Source organism: Pseudomonas sp. PDNC002, from assembly GCF_016919445.1.
GTDB lineage: Bacteria > Pseudomonadota > Gammaproteobacteria > Pseudomonadales > Pseudomonadaceae > Pseudomonas.
Genome location: NZ_CP070356.1, coordinates 5,495,023 through 5,508,652 on the forward strand (window position 1 = coordinate 5,495,023; position 13,630 = coordinate 5,508,652).

The window sequence follows — 13,630 nt, forward strand, 5'->3', positions numbered from 1 at the left end:
AGGCACCGATTGCCGGGAGAGCTACGACTCGTCAGCGGTAGGACAACCCCATCGCATGCCGCACCTCCACCAGCGTCTCCCGCGCCGCCTCGCGGGCGCGCTCGGCACCTTCGGCGAGGATGCTGCGCACCAGTTCGGGGTTGTCCTCGTAGTCCAGCGCGCGCTCCTGGATCGGCGCCAGTTCCTGGAGGATCGACTCGATCAGCGGCCGCTTGCAGTCCAGGCAGCCGATCCCGGCGCTGCGGCAGCCTTCCTGGACCCACTGGCGGCAGCCGTCGTCGGAATAGATCAGGTGCCATTGCCACACCGGACAACGCTCCGGGTCGCCGGGGTCGCGACGGTGCACACGCGCAGGGTCGGTGGGCATGCGCGCGATCTTCTCCTCGATGGCCGCCGGGCTGTCGCGCAGGGCGATGGTGTTGTGGTGCGACTTGGACATCTTCTGTCCGTCCAGCCCCGGCATCTTCGGCGATTGGCTGGTGAGCGTCTGTGGCTCGGGCAGCAGCATGCGGCTGGTGCCTTCGAGGTAGCCGAACAAGCGGTCGCGGTCGCCCAGGGTCAGGCTCTGTTGTCCCATCAGCAGCGCGCGGGCCGTTTCCAGCGCCTCGGCGTCACCCTGCTCCTGCCATGCTCGGCGCAGGCTGCTGTAGAGCTTGCCGGTCTTCTTGCCCAGGCGGGCAATGGCTGCCTGGGCGCGATCCTCGAAATCGGCCTCGCCACCGTAAAGGTGATTGAAGCGGCGGGCGATCTCGCGGGTGAATTCGACATGGGCGAACTGGTCAGAACCCACCGGCACCAGCCCCGCCCGATAGATCAGGATGTCTGCCGCCTGCAGCAACGGATAGCCGAGGAAGCCGAACGTGGACAGGTCCTTGTGGACCATCTTTTCCTGCAATTCCTTGTAGGTCGGCACGCGTTCCAGCCACGAAAGCGGACAGATCATCGACAGCAGCAGCTGCAGCTCGGCGTGCTCGGGGACCTGAGACTGGATGAACAGCGTCGCCGCACTGGGGCTGACGCCCACCGCCAGCCAGTCGATGGCCATGTCGCGCACATGCTGGCGGATGCTGGCGGTCTCGTCGTACTCGGTGGTCAACGCGTGCCAGTCGACGATGGAGAAGTAGCATTCGTACTCGTGCTGCAGCTTTACCCAGTTCTGCAGCACACCGTGGTAGTGCCCCAGGTGCAGGCGCCCGGTGGGGCGCATGCCGGACAGCACACGGCGCAGGGACTCGACGCTGGTCAAGCGGTCAACCTCGCGGGTTTGGCGATGGAACGAGGGAGTATAGCCAGCACGCCGGGCGTGCTTGGAGCCCATTCATGAGCTGCTGCGCGTCGGCATAACTGCGTTGAAAACAGGCTCGGAATGCTCATTTACCCCTCGTAAACTGCGCTTCCTCGCCTGTTTTTGCCTTGTTCTGCGCTAGCTCGCAGCTCCTGAACAGACTCTAGGCGTTGACCATGAAGGGTTCCGGATCACCGCAACCGACGCGCACCACCACCGGGTCTTCGTCGGTCAAGGCAATCACGGTGGACGCCTCGCCACCGCCGAAGCCGCCATCGATGATCAGATCGACCAGGTGCTCCAACTGGTCGCGCATCTCGTACGGGTCGTTCAGCGGCTCTGTCTCCCCCGGCAGGATCAGGCTGACGCTCATCAGCGGCTCACCCAGTTCCTCCAGCAGCGCCAGGGCGATCGGGCAGGCCGGTACGCGCAGGCCGATGGTGCGGCGCTTGGGGTGCAGCAGCATGCGCGGCACTTCGCGGGTGGCGTTGAGGATGAAGGTGTACGGCCCCGGTGTGTGTGCCTTGAGCAGGCGGAACATGCCGGTGTCGACCTTCGCGTAGAGGCCGAGCTCGGAGAGGTCGCGGCACACCAGGGTGAAGTTGTGCTTGTCGTCCAGCCGGCGGATATGGCGGATGCGTTCCACCGCTGACTTCTCGCCGATACGGCAACCCAGCGCGTACGACGAATCGGTGGGATAGGCGATCACTCCACCCTGGCGGACGATCTCCACAGCCTGCTTGATCAGGCGCGCCTGGGGATTTTCCGGGTGGATCTGAAAGAACTGGCTCATGGAGTCTCCTTGATCCCGATGGCGTTCTCGGCGCTGGCGAAGCGCGGCCAGAGCGGCGGAAGGTCTTCCGGCACGCTCCGGTAGAGGCCCAGCTCCGACCAGTCGCTGGGGCCGTGGAAGTCGCTGCCGGCGGTGACCATCAGGCCGAATTCGCGGACCAGGATGCTCAGCACGCCGACCTGCTCGGCCGGCTGCGGGCCGTTGCAGACCTCCAGCGCATGGCCACCGGCGGCGATGAAGTCGGCCACCAGCTTGCGCCGCTTGGTGCGGGTGAAATCGTACTGGTAAGGATGCGCCAGGCTGATCCAGGCGCCCGCCTCGCGCAGGGTGCCCACGGCATCGGCCAGGCTCGGCCAGTGCTGTTTCACGTCGCCCAGCTTGCCGGCGCCCAGCCATTTGCGGAAGGCTTCGGCGCGGTCCTTGACGTAACCCTGGCGCAGCAGGAATTCGGCGAAGTGCGGACGCGCCGGAGCGTTCTCGCTGTCACCCAGCTCGGCCTGCACCGCCCGCGCGCCCTCGAAGGCACCGGGCATGCCCTTGGCGTCCAGGCGCCGGCCGATTTCCTCTGCGCGGGTCCAGCGGGCGCGGTGCAGGTCATCCAGTGCCTTGACCAGCGGCTCGGACGTGGCGTCGAAGCCGTAGCCCAGCACGTGGATGGTCGCCCCACCCCAGGTACAGGACAGCTCGACGCCGTCCACCAGTTGCATGCCCAGCGCCTGTGCCGCGCTACGCGCCTCGGGCAGGCCGTCGAGGGTGTCGTGGTCGGTCAGCGCCAGCACCCGCACGCCGCGCCCGTGGGCGCGCTCGACCAGGGCCGTCGGGCTGAGGAGTCCGTCGGACGCGGTACTGTGGCAATGCAGGTCGACTCGCATGCGGTTTCCTGGGGGGACGAGGGGATAACTTTCTGTATAGACGTTTCTGTGCCAACGCTCCCGCGGCAATGCGTTGAAACCATGATCTGACGCAGCGTTGGGCGGATGGCCCTTTCAGTTCATCCACAGGTTGGTATTATGCCGGCTCTACTGGGCTCTGGCTGCCGTAATGAAGCAATTCATCGATTTCATTCCCCTCATTCTCTTCTTCATCGTCTACAAGCTCGACCCGCGCAACGTCGAACTCGCCGGCCAGAGCTTCTCCGTCGGGGGGATCTACAGCGCCACCGCCGTGCTGATCGCCGCGTCCGTGGTGGTCTACGGCGCCCTGCTGATCAAGCAGCGCAAGCTGGACAAGGGCCAGTGGGTGACCCTCGCCGCCTGCCTGGTGTTCGGTGGCATGACCCTGGCCTTCCACAGCGAAACCTTCCTCAAATGGAAGGCGCCGGTGGTGAACTGGCTGTTCGCCCTGGCTTTCGCCGGCAGCCATTTCATCGGCGGCCAGCCGCTGATCCAGCGCATCATGGGCCACGCGGTGCACCTGACCGATTCCCTCTGGGCGAAGCTGAATGTCGCCTGGGTGCTGTTCTTCCTGATCTGCGGCTGTGTCCAGCTGTTCGTCGCCTTCACCTTCCAGAGCATCTGGGTGGACTTCAAGGTGTTCGGCAGCCTGGGCATGACCCTGCTGTTCCTGATCGGCCAGGGCGTGTTCCTGGCCCGCCACATGCACGATGAACCTACCGGCGAAAAACCCAAGGACTGACATGCTCTACGCGATCATTGCCCGTGACATCACTGCCTCCCAAGAACGCCGCCTGGCTGCCCGCCCGGCGCACATCGCGCGCCTGGAGCAACTGAAGGAAGAAGGCCGCCTGGTGCTGGCCGGCCCGCATCCGGCCATCGACAGCAACGATCCGGGCGCCGCCGGTTTCACCGGTAGCCTGATCGTCGCCGAGTTCGACTCCCTGGCCGCCGCGCAAGCCTGGGCCGACGCCGATCCGTACCGCGCTGCCGGCGTTTACGCTGACGTCGTGGTCAAGCCGTTCAAGAAAGTCCTGCCCTGACAGCACGCGAGCGTTGTACCCCGTGACACGGAGCGCCACGGGGCATCGCAGCCGGACATCGCCGGGATGGCCAAGGACGGCGGCACATCATCGAACAAGGAGTCCCGATGCGCCGATTGCCCCTGCTCGCCTGTCTTGCCCTGCCACTCCCCGCAGTCGCCGTAGAGCCCGTCACGGAGCAACCGGCGCAAACCGCTGTCCAACCCGGTGCCCAGACGCCTGCCGTTCCCCATGAACTGGAACAGCGCCTGGCCGAAAGCGAGCAGCAGCGTGCCGAACTGGCAGCGCAACTCGCCAACCCGGATAACCGCCAGGACGAAGCGCGTATCGCCCGCCTGACCCAGGAAAACCAGCGCCTGAAACTGCAACTGCGCGAGGCCCAGGCCAACCAGCCGCCGCGCCTGCTCAGCGAGCAGCAGACCTGGTACCTGGCCGGCGCCGGCACCGCCCTGGTGGCCTTTCTGCTGGGCATGCTGAGTCGGGGCCGGCGCCGTGCGCGCCGCGAATGGATCAACTGAAAGAAGCCTCTTCATGAGTGAACTGCTGCTGATCGACGACGACGTCGAACTCTGCGAACTGCTGACTACCTGGCTCACCCAGGAAGGCTTCAGCATCCGCGCCGCCCACGACGGCGCCCAGGCTCGCGCCGCGCTGGGAAGCCGTGCGCCGGACGCGGTGGTACTCGACGTCATGCTGCCCGACGGCAGCGGCCTGGAACTGCTCAAGGCACTGCGCAGCGATCACCCCGACCTGCCGGTACTGATGCTCTCCGCCCGCGGCGAACCGCTGGACCGCATCCTTGGCCTGGAACTGGGCGCCGACGATTACCTGGCCAAGCCCTGCGATCCTCGCGAACTGACCGCCCGCCTGCGCGCCGTATTGCGCCGCAGCCACCCGGCGCAGCCCAGCGCGCAACTGGAACTGGGCGATCTGGCGCTGAACCTGTCCCGTGGCGTAGCCACCATCGGCAGTGAAGAAATCAGCCTGACCCTCTCCGAGAGCCGCATCCTCGAAGCCCTGCTGCGCCAGCCGGGCGAGCCGCTGGACAAGCAGGCCCTGGCGCAGCTCGCGCTGGGTCGCAAGCTGACGCTGTACGACCGTAGCCTGGACATGCATGTCAGCAACCTGCGCAAAAAGCTCGGCGGCCACCCCGACGGTCGTCCGCGCATCCTTGCCCTGCGCGGGCGCGGCTACTTCTACGCGCCCTGACCTGTCACGGCGTTTTCGGCCCGAGCCGCTCTGTTTCGGGCTTTCGTAAAGATTCCAGCCGCGCCTCACGTAATCTTTACCGAAGCTTTACGTGGGACTGACCGCCCTTGACCTTGCCAACCCTAGACTGGGCTCATCCGGTAACGACCGGTCCCCTGAAAGGAGAAACACCATGCGCAAGACCCTGACCGCCCTGCTGATCGCTGCCGCCCTGCCGACCGTCGCACTGGCGGCCACTCCGGCGCCGACCGACGCTCCGCCGCCTGCTCCGTTCATGAAAGACCATGGCCCCGGCATGCGCGGCGACCACGGTGGCCCGTTCCGCGAACTGAACCTGACCCCAGACCAGCGCCAGCAGATCGGCAAGCTGATGGGCGACTCGATGAAGGATCGCCGTGCGATCACCGAGAAGTATTGGAACAAACTGCCCGAGGCCGACCGCAAGGCCATGCAGGAAGAGCTCAAGGCCAACCACGACAAGACCGACGCCAGCGTCCGCGGCATCCTCACTCCCGAGCAGCAGAAGAAGTTCGACGAGCTGAAGAAACAGCGTGAACAGCGCAAGGCCGAATGGGCGGAATTCCAGACCTGGAAGGCCCAGAAGGACGGCGCCAAGACCAACTGATCGCTCCAGCAAGTGGAAAGGCGCCGGGTTATCCCGGCGCCTTGCCGTGAGCCCTGACAACGGATAGACCATGCGGCTGAACAGGAAGACCATGCGTTCACTCTTCTGGCGGATCCTCGCCGCCTTCTGGCTCGCCCTTTTGCTGGTGGCCGGACTGTCGATCCTGCTGGGCCGCGCCCTGAACCAGGACACCTGGGTCATCGCCCGCTATCCCGGGCTGCACGACATCGCCAAGCAATGGACCCTGCTCTACGAGACCAAGGGCCCGGATGCCGCGCAGCAACTGCTGGAAAGCCGTCGGCAGCAATACGAACTCTCGGTGCAGGTGCTCGACGAGACGGGCCAGAGGCTGGTCAACGGCACCTACCTGCCGCGCCCGCCGCGTCCGCGCGACAACGGCTTCGACCGCGAGAACCTGCCGCGCTTCCCCTGGCGCCAACTGAGCCAGGAATACACCAGCAGCCGCACCGACCAGACCTACCTGTTCATCTACCGCATTCCCCACCCCACGCTGCAAGCGTGGCACCGCAGCAGCCTGCTCTGGCCGCTGAGCGCACTCGGGATCGCCCTGGTGGTGCTGACCGTGTTCAGCCTGCTGCTGACGCTGTCCATCACCCGCCCGCTGAACCGCCTGCGCCGCGCCGTGCATGACCTCGGCCAGACCAGTTATCAACAGGACAGCCTCGCCCGCCTCTCCCGGCGTGGCGATGAACTGGGCGTGCTGGCCCGCGATTTCAACCGCATGGGTGCGCGCCTGCAGCGGCTGATCAGCAGCCAGCGCCAGTTGCTGCGCGACGTCTCCCATGAGCTGCGCTCGCCACTGGCGCGCCTGCGCATCGCCCTGGCATTGGCCGAACGCGCCGGCCCCGAACAGCGCGCCGCCATGTGGCCGCGCCTGGAGCAGGAATGCGATCGCCTGGAAGCACTGATCGGCGAAATCCTCGCCCTCGCCCGCCTCGACGCCGACCCCGGTCCGACCAGCCGCATCGAACTGCTGCCGTTGTTCGAACGCCTGCGCAGTGACGCGCAACTGCTCCACCCCGAACAGAACGTCCAGCTCGAAGTCGCTGCGCAACTGACCCTCGACGGCTGGCCGGACATGCTCGAGCGCGCCCTCGACAACCTGCTGCGCAACGCCCTGCGCTTCAATCCGGCGGACCAGCCTTTGGAAGTTCACGCGCAGGTCGACGGGGAGCGCCTGCATATCAGCATCAGAGATCACGGCCCCGGCGCCAGCGAAGAACATCTCGCGCAGCTGGGCGAACCCTTCTTCCGCGCTCCCAACCAGAGCAGCCCCGGCCACGGCCTGGGCCTGGCGATCGCCCGCCGCGCCATCGAGCGCCACGGCGGTCGGCTGCGCCTCGGCAACCATCCCGAGGGCGGTTTCCTGGTCAGCATCGACCTGCCGTTGCACCGGCAGGTCGGCTGAACCCTGCGCACTTTCGGAGAGCCACCATGAGCCTTCCCGCTGTCGCTATCCCGATCCCGACCCTGCCGGTACCGCCGGCGGCCCTGCTGCTGAGCGAGCCCTACGACGATCCGCAGTACCTGGTGCTGGCGGTCGAATTGGCGCGCCACGCGCAGCAGTGGCGCACGCGCTGGCCCGGTTTGCGCCTGAGCCTGCCGCAGAGCGGCACCTGGCCGCTGGAGAGCTGGCCGGATGCGTTGGGCGATGCCCTGGATGCGTTGCTGGAAGCGGCGCTGGTGCGCCATCCGCACGGAGCGCTGAAGCTGTCGATCAGCAGTTCAGCGCGAGGAGAATTGCGCCTGGATCTGCACGGTCACGATCCGCAGGCGCGGGCGTGGCTGCCGGAGGCACTGCCCCCGGCGCGGCGCCTGGCCGCCTGGCAAGGCGGGCACCTGCTCTGGCGCGCCCGCGCCAGCGGCTGGAAGGTTCGTCTGGAACTGCCGCTCAGCCCCGCCAGGCGCTGACGAAACCAGCCGGGTCCAGCGGCGCCGGGCGGCGCAGCTCGCCCACCGGCGTGCCGAGATAGATGAAACCGACGATGCGCTCGTTCCCGGCCAGGCCAAGGCCCTCGCGCACCAGCGGATCGAACGCCATCGCGCCGGTGCGCCACATCGCTCCCAATCCTTCCACGTAGGCTGCCTGGATGATGCCGTGGGCAGCGCAGCCCGCCGCCAGCCACTGCTCGATCTCCGGCACCTTGGGGTGCTCCTGCAGGCGCGCCACGGCCACTACCAGCAGCGGCGCACGCAGCGGCATGGCACGCGCCTTGTCCAGCGCCTCGGGCTTGCCGTCCGGCTCGTTGGCGGCCACGGCGCGGGCGAACAACTCACCCAGCGCCTTGCGCGCCTCGCCTTCCACCGTGATGAAACGCCAGGGGCGCAGCTGCCCGTGGTCCGGGGCGCGCAGCGCGCTGCGGAACAGGCGGTCCAATTGCTCGGCGGACGGTGCCGGCTCGCTCAGGCGGGCGTGGGACACACGGTTGAGCAACGCGTCGAGAGCCTCCATGGGCTGCCTCCAGTCAAACTCGAAAGTCGCCATTGTAGACGCAAAGGGTTCGCATTTTCCCAGCGCGTAATCGCGCCTCAGGCCACCCGGTCCGGCGAAAGCGTCGGCAACACCGGTGGCGTCAGCGGCGGCAGGCCATAGGTGGCGCGGGCCGTGTCGCAGTTGGGGTTATGAACGCCATCGGTCCAGGAGGCTTCGAAGTCCCGACAGGTCGAGGAACGTTGCTCGTACAGGGTACAGCGCACGCCGCAGCCGACGTCGCCCAGCAGCGCCGTGCAGCGCGACGGATGCACCTCGGTGCCGCGCATGGCGACTAGGTATGGGCTGACCTGGACAACCTGTTCATCGGGGACAACACCGCCGGAAGAGCGGCACTCGCCGAAATAGAAGGACACACGGAAATGCGCGCAGCAGGCGCCGCAGTTCAAACACGGATTGTGAGTGGACATGGATGCGAAAGCACCAGAGAAACCGGCGAGCGCCGGCGGGCGAAGGCAGATTCTATCCAGCCCGTTGCGCTTCGGGAGTGGGCGCAGTTCACGCGGTTTACACGGGCCGGACGGCGGGTAGAATGGCCGGTTCCGTCACATCAGAACTTCACCGCATGGCCCTGCCGACACTACGCACCCTCGGATTCATCATCGGCATCTTCGTGATCACGCTGGCGGTCGCCATGCTGGTCCCCATGGCCACGCTGCTCTACTACGGCCGCGCCAACGAACTGCACCCCTTCATCTGGTCGGCGATCATCACCTTCACCTGCGGGCTGGGCATGGTCATCCCCGGCCGCCCGGAGCAGGTACACCTGCGCCCGCGGGACATGTACATGCTCACCGTGTCGAGCTGGGTGATCGTCTGCTTCTTCTCCGCCCTGCCCTTCATGTTCGCGCGACACATCAGCTTCACCGACGCGATCTTCGAGAGCATGTCGGGCATTACCGCCACCGGTTCGACCGTGCTGTCCGGGTTGGACAGGATGTCCCCGGGCATCCTCATCTGGCGCTCGCTGCTGCACTGGCTGGGCGGCATCGGCTTCATCGCCATGGCGGTGGCGATCCTGCCGATGCTGCGCATCGGTGGCATGCGCCTGTTCCAGACCGAGTCCTCGGATCGATCCGACAAAGTCATGCCGCGCTCGCACATGGTGGCCAAGTACATCGTCGGGGTTTATGTAGCCATCACCATCGCCGGCACCCTGGCGTTCTGGTGGGCCGGGATGGGCCTGTTCGATTCGCTCAACCACGCCATGTCGGCGATCTCCACCGGCGGCTTCTCGACCTCGGACCAGTCGCTCGCCAAATGGCACCAGCCGGCGGTGCACTGGGTCGCGGTGGCGGTGATGATCCTCGGCAGCATCCCCTTCGTGCTCTACGTCGCCACCCTGCGCGGCAATCGCAAGGCGCTGATCCGCGACCACCAGGTCCACGGATTCCTCGGCCTGCTGGTGTTCACCTGGCTGGTGATGGGCACCTGGTACTCGGTCAATTCCGACCTGCCCTGGCTCGACGCCTTCCGCATCGTCGCGGTGAACGTCACCTCCGTGGTCACCACCACCGGCTTCGCCCTGGGCGACTACAGCCTGTGGGGCCACTTCTCGATCATGCTGTTCTTCTACCTGGGCTTCATCGGCGGCTGCTCCGGCTCCACCGCCGGCGGCATCAAGATCTTCCGCTTCCAGGTGGCCTTCACCCTGCTGCGCGCCAGCCTGTACCAGCTGATCCACCCGCGCGCTGTGATCCGCCAGAGCTACAACGGCCATCGCCTGGACGAGGAGATCGTGCGTTCGATCCTGACCTTCTCGTTCTTCTTCGGCGCCACCGTCGGCGCCCTGGCGCTGGGTTTGTCGTTCCTCGGCCTGGACTGGATGACCTCGCTGACCGGCGCGGCCAGCACGGTAGCCGGCGTCGGTCCGGGCATGGGCCCGATCATCGGCCCGTCGGGCAACTTCGCCTCGCTGCCGGATGCCGCCAAGTGGCTGCTCTGCGGTGGCATGCTGGCGGGTCGCCTGGAGATCATCACGGTGCTGGTGCTGTTCACCCCGGCGTTCTGGCGGCACTGAGGCCCGCGATCAATACCGCCAATCCGTGTCCAGGCAGTGTCGAAATCACAGGCAACTTCGAAGCTCGAGGTGAGACATCGCGGACGGAGTCCGCTCCTACGCAAGGCTGTTGGCAGCGAGCTCTCTTCAAAAGCCTCGCGCTAACCGGCTGGTGTAGGAGCGGACTCCGTCCGCGATCGGCATCCGGTGAACGCCGGAGGAATCACAACTCCTCGCGATACTCCCCCGGCGTCTTGCCGAACCAGCGGCGGAAGGCGCGGAAGAAGTTGCTCGGCTCGGAAAAACCCAGCAGGTAGGCGATCTCCAGCAGCGTCATGCGTGGTATGGCGAGGTACTGCTGGGCCAGCTCGCGGCGGGTATCGTCGAGCAATTGCTGGTAGCTGCTGCCCTCTTCCTGCAAGCGCCGCTGCAAGGTGCGCTCGGACAGATGCAACGCCTGCGCCACACTCTCGCGCTTGGGCTCGCCCTGGGGCAGCAGGCGGCACAGTACCTGGCGGGTCTGGTGGCTGAAGCGGCTGCTGACGAAGCGCGCCAGGTATTCTCCGGCGAAGCGGTCGTGAAGGCGCGCCAACTCTTCGTTGGCCGTGGGCAGCGGCGCAGCCATGTCCTCATGGGAGAACAACATCGCGCAGTCCGCATGGCCGAAGCTCAGCGGCGCCTGGAACAGTTCCCGGTAGGGCTCGATGTTCTGCGGCACCTCGCCGGCCAGGCGCACTTCCAGGGGCTTGATGGCGCGCCCGGTGATCCAGCGCAGCATGGCGATCAGGCTGGCCAGCGAGCATTCCGCGCTCTGTCGTGGCACGGGCAGACGGTCGCCGTGGACCACGATGCGGTACAGGCAGCCTTCGGGCAGGCGGCGGAAGGTCAGGTCGGCGCCCTCGGCGATGATCCGCTGGTAGCGCTCCAGGCGCTCGAAGCCCTCGCCCAGGTTGCGGCTGGACATCAACGCATAGCCCACCACGGGAAACGCCGGGGTATGCACGCGGGCGATGTTCAGGCCGATGGCCGGGTTGCCGGACAGCTCCACGGCGCGGTTCCACAATTGGCTCATGGCGTCCTGCGGGAAGCGCGCATCGGGGTCGTCGAGGGCGGAGAAATCCAGTCCCAGCTCGGCGAACAGCGCGCGGCAGTCGAGACCTTCCAGTTCCAGGGACTGGACGATTCCCCGCACCCAGCTGGACAGGGTTGTACGCTCAGGCATGCGTTTTCTTCTGGTTATGGTGGACTTGCGCACCGCCTCGCTCGGACGCGGACGGCGCACGGGGATACTAAACTGGCACCCTATGTCATCCGCAAGTCCGAAGGCACCGGCCTACACTGGCGCCATCACAACAACAGGAGGTGCGCCATGAGCACCCAGACCGCCGATCGATTCCAGAGCTTCGCCGAGTTCTACCCGTATTACCTGCAGGAACACAGCAACGCCGTGTGCCGCCGCCTGCACTACGTGGGCAGCCTGCTGGTGCTGTCGATCCTCGCCTACGCCATCGTCAGCGGGCAGTGGCTGTGGCTGCTGGCCATGCCGCTGGCCGGTTACGGCTTCGCCTGGGTCGGCCATTTCGTGTTCGAGAAGAACCGCCCCGCCACCTTCAAGTACCCGCTGTGGTCGCTGATGGGCGACTGGGTGATGCTCAAGGACGCCTTTACCGGGCGCATCCGCTTCTAAGCCTTCAACGCAACCCTTGCCCTCAGCGCGCAGCGTTACGCTGCGCCGTGCGCTCGAAGAGAATCGCCTGCACCTCCCCGCCGGCATGCTGCGCCACCCGTTTCCAGGTGGCCGGCACGTCGGGAATCTCCTGGTCGTTGTAGCGGCTCATCACCAGCCAGACGCGCCCCTGGTCCTGCGGCAGGTCCGCCAGGTGGTCGACGAAGGCATGCTGGCGGTCGTCGATCAGCGAACCGAAGCCATAACGCCCCGGCCGGCCCGAGCTGCCATCCGCCGCCGGTGCGGTGTAGAGCAATGGTTCGTGGCCGGTCTGGTTGTAGTAGCGGAAGGTCAGGTACCAGAGGATGTCGTCGACCACCACCCGGTCGCCGGCGCGGTAGTGGGCATTGACGTAGGCCGCCATGCCGTCGAACTGCTCGTCCGGGTCGATGGCGATCGCGCGCCCCACCCCGATGCCCTGCAACCCCAGCAGGGTCACCAGCAGCACCGCCCCCAGCGCACGGCGCTTATCCAGCAGGCGATCCAGTGCCAGCGCCAGCAGCAGCGGCAAGCCCATGGCGAAGGCCGTGAGATAGCGTTCGACGAACACCGGGGAGATGAACGAAACGCCGTACAGCAACAGCAGGGGCAAGCCGCAATACAGCGTCAGCAGCAGGCCACCGCGCTGACGGCTGCGATCCGCGCGCAGTACCAGCAAAGCCGCCGCCACCAGCAGCAACGGCATGCCAAGCAGCACGGGCCAGGACAGTTCGTTGCCATCGGATTGCGCCAGCCACTGCCAGAGCATCGAGGGCAGCGAGCGCGCATCCACCGGTGGCTGCCAACCGACATCGCCGCCGGCTTCCAGCACCGCCATATGGCGGATCAGGTCGAACAATCCCGGCAACCAGGGCAGGAACAGCGCCGCAATGGCCAGGTTGGCCAGCCACCAGTCACGCCGGAACAACGGTCTGTTCGGCAGCGTCGCCAGCCACAGCCAGTGCACCAGCGCGCCGAACAGGCTGAAGTAATGGGTGTAGAAGGCCGCTGTCATCAGCGCGACGTAGACCAGCAGGTAGCGCCGGCGCCCCGTCTCCAGCCAGTAGAGCAACGCCAGGGAGGCCGCCAGCAGCCAGCAGCCGAGCAAGGAGTACATGCGCACTTCCTGGCTGTAGCGCACCGCCGTGGGCAGCAGCGCCAGCAGCAGGACGGCGATGAACGCGGCCCGCCGCGATGCGAGGCGCCAGACCAGCCAGCCGCCGAGAAACACCGCGAGCGTGCCGAACACGGCGCTGAACGACCGTAACGGGAGAACCCCGTCGCCCACGACCTGGACCCACAGGTGCAGGAGCAGGAAGTACAGCGGCGGGTGCACGTCATGGGCAGCGTGCAGCCAGAGCTGCTCTGGCGAATAGCGGGCCAGGAACAGGCTGGAACTCTCGTCGCCCCACAGCGCCGACGCAGACAGGCCGTACAGGCGCAGGCACAGGGCGAGCGCCAGCAGTGGCAGGAACCACCACTGGCGCAACAGGGCAGGCAGGCTCGGCAGCTCGCGGGACAGCATCACACCCTCGCAGGAAAGACGTACGTGCCGCTGAGTGTAAG

Annotated in this window: 16 protein-coding genes; 9 read left to right on the forward strand and 7 right to left on the reverse strand. The window is 66.6% G+C overall.

All coding sequences use genetic code 11. The annotated features are described in order from the left end of the window. Window positions 1-31: 31 nt before the first annotated feature. The 3 genes from JVX91_RS24765 to JVX91_RS24775 all read right to left on the reverse strand — a co-directional run bounded on the left by JVX91_RS24765 (window position 32) and on the right by JVX91_RS24775 (window position 2,950). Entirely contained in the window at window positions 32-1,246 is a 1,215-nt protein-coding gene (locus JVX91_RS24765; protein ID WP_205336715.1) for a tryptophan--tRNA ligase, read from the reverse strand. A gap of 202 nt (window positions 1,247-1,448) precedes the next feature. Then, complete coding sequence (locus JVX91_RS24770; RefSeq protein ID WP_205336716.1) at window positions 1,449-2,078, reverse strand: L-threonylcarbamoyladenylate synthase; 630 nt, start codon at window positions 2,076-2,078, stop codon at window positions 1,449-1,451. Continuing rightward, window positions 2,075-2,950: a PHP domain-containing protein gene (locus JVX91_RS24775; RefSeq protein ID WP_205336717.1), complete on the reverse strand. Its 876-nt coding sequence runs from the start codon at window positions 2,948-2,950 to the stop codon at window positions 2,075-2,077. Before JVX91_RS24775 ends, JVX91_RS24770 begins: the two co-directional genes overlap by 4 nt. A gap of 169 nt (window positions 2,951-3,119) precedes the next feature. Between JVX91_RS24775 and JVX91_RS24780 the strand changes: the two genes are divergently transcribed. The 7 genes from JVX91_RS24780 to JVX91_RS24810 all read left to right on the forward strand — a co-directional run bounded on the left by JVX91_RS24780 (window position 3,120) and on the right by JVX91_RS24810 (window position 7,780). Continuing rightward, window positions 3,120-3,713: a septation protein A gene (locus tag JVX91_RS24780; RefSeq protein WP_205336718.1), complete on the forward strand. Its 594-nt coding sequence runs from the start codon at window positions 3,120-3,122 to the stop codon at window positions 3,711-3,713. 1 nt (window position 3,714) lies between these two features. After that, window positions 3,715-4,014, forward strand: coding sequence for a YciI family protein (locus JVX91_RS24785; RefSeq protein WP_045210143.1), 300 nt, complete (start codon window positions 3,715-3,717; stop codon window positions 4,012-4,014). A 107-nt stretch (window positions 4,015-4,121) separates the two neighbouring features. Then, window positions 4,122-4,532 (forward strand): translation initiation factor 2 (IF-2, GTPase), encoded by a 411-nt coding sequence (locus JVX91_RS24790; RefSeq protein WP_205336719.1) that lies wholly within the window; start codon window positions 4,122-4,124, stop codon window positions 4,530-4,532. A 13-nt stretch (window positions 4,533-4,545) separates the two neighbouring features. Next, on the forward strand, window positions 4,546-5,223 hold the full coding sequence (locus JVX91_RS24795) for a response regulator transcription factor (RefSeq protein WP_205336720.1): 678 nt from the start codon (window positions 4,546-4,548) through the stop codon (window positions 5,221-5,223). Between the two features lie 172 nt (window positions 5,224-5,395). Then, entirely contained in the window at window positions 5,396-5,848 is a 453-nt protein-coding gene (locus tag JVX91_RS24800) for a Spy/CpxP family protein refolding chaperone (RefSeq protein WP_205336721.1), read from the forward strand. A 91-nt stretch (window positions 5,849-5,939) separates the two neighbouring features. Then, window positions 5,940-7,277 carry a HAMP domain-containing sensor histidine kinase gene (locus tag JVX91_RS24805; RefSeq protein ID WP_205336722.1) on the forward strand — a complete coding sequence of 446 codons (1,338 nt, stop codon included), beginning with the start codon at window positions 5,940-5,942 and terminating at the stop codon, window positions 7,275-7,277. Between the two features lie 26 nt (window positions 7,278-7,303). Beyond that, window positions 7,304-7,780 (forward strand): hypothetical protein, encoded by a 477-nt coding sequence (locus tag JVX91_RS24810; protein ID WP_205336723.1) that lies wholly within the window; start codon window positions 7,304-7,306, stop codon window positions 7,778-7,780. Here the strand turns inward: JVX91_RS24810 and JVX91_RS24815 are convergent. Further along, window positions 7,761-8,321, reverse strand: a complete 561-nt coding sequence (locus tag JVX91_RS24815) for a nitroreductase family protein (RefSeq protein ID WP_205336724.1) — start codon at window positions 8,319-8,321, stop codon at window positions 7,761-7,763. The two genes, JVX91_RS24810 and JVX91_RS24815, sit on opposite strands and share 20 nt — an antisense overlap. 77 nt (window positions 8,322-8,398) lie before the next feature. Beyond that, window positions 8,399-8,770, reverse strand: coding sequence for a YkgJ family cysteine cluster protein (locus tag JVX91_RS24820; protein ID WP_205336725.1), 372 nt, complete (start codon window positions 8,768-8,770; stop codon window positions 8,399-8,401). A 155-nt stretch (window positions 8,771-8,925) separates the two neighbouring features. Between JVX91_RS24820 and JVX91_RS24825 the strand changes: the two genes are divergently transcribed. Then, window positions 8,926-10,380 carry a TrkH family potassium uptake protein gene (locus tag JVX91_RS24825; RefSeq protein ID WP_205336726.1) on the forward strand — a complete coding sequence of 485 codons (1,455 nt, stop codon included), beginning with the start codon at window positions 8,926-8,928 and terminating at the stop codon, window positions 10,378-10,380. Window positions 10,381-10,582: 202 nt separating this feature from the next. Here the strand turns inward: JVX91_RS24825 and JVX91_RS24830 are convergent, their stop codons facing one another. Next, on the reverse strand, window positions 10,583-11,581 hold the full coding sequence (locus JVX91_RS24830) for an AraC family transcriptional regulator (RefSeq protein ID WP_205336727.1): 999 nt from the start codon (window positions 11,579-11,581) through the stop codon (window positions 10,583-10,585). Between the two features lie 147 nt (window positions 11,582-11,728). Between JVX91_RS24830 and JVX91_RS24835 the strand changes: the two genes are divergently transcribed. Continuing rightward, entirely contained in the window at window positions 11,729-12,046 is a 318-nt protein-coding gene (locus tag JVX91_RS24835) for an Mpo1-like protein (protein WP_205336728.1), read from the forward strand. Between the two features lie 22 nt (window positions 12,047-12,068). Here the strand turns inward: JVX91_RS24835 and JVX91_RS24840 are convergent, their stop codons facing one another. After that, on the reverse strand, window positions 12,069-13,589 hold the full coding sequence (locus tag JVX91_RS24840) for a glycosyltransferase family 39 protein (RefSeq protein ID WP_205336729.1): 1,521 nt from the start codon (window positions 13,587-13,589) through the stop codon (window positions 12,069-12,071). Between the last annotated feature and the right edge of the window lie 41 nt (window positions 13,590-13,630).

Bases quoted from the DNA above. Each gene is read 5' to 3' on its own strand.
- JVX91_RS24770 (WP_205336716.1), bottom strand. From the start codon at position 2,078: ATGAGCCAGTTCTTTCAGATCCACCCGGAAAATCCCCAGGCGCGCCTG.
- JVX91_RS24775 (WP_205336717.1), bottom strand. From the start codon at position 2,950: ATGCGAGTCGACCTGCATTGCCACAGTACCGCGTCCGACGGACTCCTC.
- JVX91_RS24780 (WP_205336718.1), top strand. From the start codon at position 3,120: ATGAAGCAATTCATCGATTTCATTCCCCTCATTCTCTTCTTCATCGTC.
- JVX91_RS24785 (WP_045210143.1), top strand. From the start codon at position 3,715: ATGCTCTACGCGATCATTGCCCGTGACATCACTGCCTCCCAAGAACGC.
- JVX91_RS24790 (WP_205336719.1), top strand. From the start codon at position 4,122: ATGCGCCGATTGCCCCTGCTCGCCTGTCTTGCCCTGCCACTCCCCGCA.
- JVX91_RS24795 (WP_205336720.1), top strand. From the start codon at position 4,546: ATGAGTGAACTGCTGCTGATCGACGACGACGTCGAACTCTGCGAACTG.
- JVX91_RS24800 (WP_205336721.1), top strand. From the start codon at position 5,396: ATGCGCAAGACCCTGACCGCCCTGCTGATCGCTGCCGCCCTGCCGACC.
- JVX91_RS24805 (WP_205336722.1), top strand. From the start codon at position 5,940: ATGCGTTCACTCTTCTGGCGGATCCTCGCCGCCTTCTGGCTCGCCCTT.
- JVX91_RS24810 (WP_205336723.1), top strand. From the start codon at position 7,304: ATGAGCCTTCCCGCTGTCGCTATCCCGATCCCGACCCTGCCGGTACCG.
- JVX91_RS24815 (WP_205336724.1), bottom strand. From the start codon at position 8,321: ATGGAGGCTCTCGACGCGTTGCTCAACCGTGTGTCCCACGCCCGCCTG.
- JVX91_RS24820 (WP_205336725.1), bottom strand. From the start codon at position 8,770: ATGTCCACTCACAATCCGTGTTTGAACTGCGGCGCCTGCTGCGCGCAT.
- JVX91_RS24825 (WP_205336726.1), top strand. From the start codon at position 8,926: ATGGCCCTGCCGACACTACGCACCCTCGGATTCATCATCGGCATCTTC.
- JVX91_RS24830 (WP_205336727.1), bottom strand. From the start codon at position 11,581: ATGCCTGAGCGTACAACCCTGTCCAGCTGGGTGCGGGGAATCGTCCAG.
- JVX91_RS24835 (WP_205336728.1), top strand. From the start codon at position 11,729: ATGAGCACCCAGACCGCCGATCGATTCCAGAGCTTCGCCGAGTTCTAC.
- JVX91_RS24840 (WP_205336729.1), bottom strand. From the start codon at position 13,589: ATGCTGTCCCGCGAGCTGCCGAGCCTGCCTGCCCTGTTGCGCCAGTGG.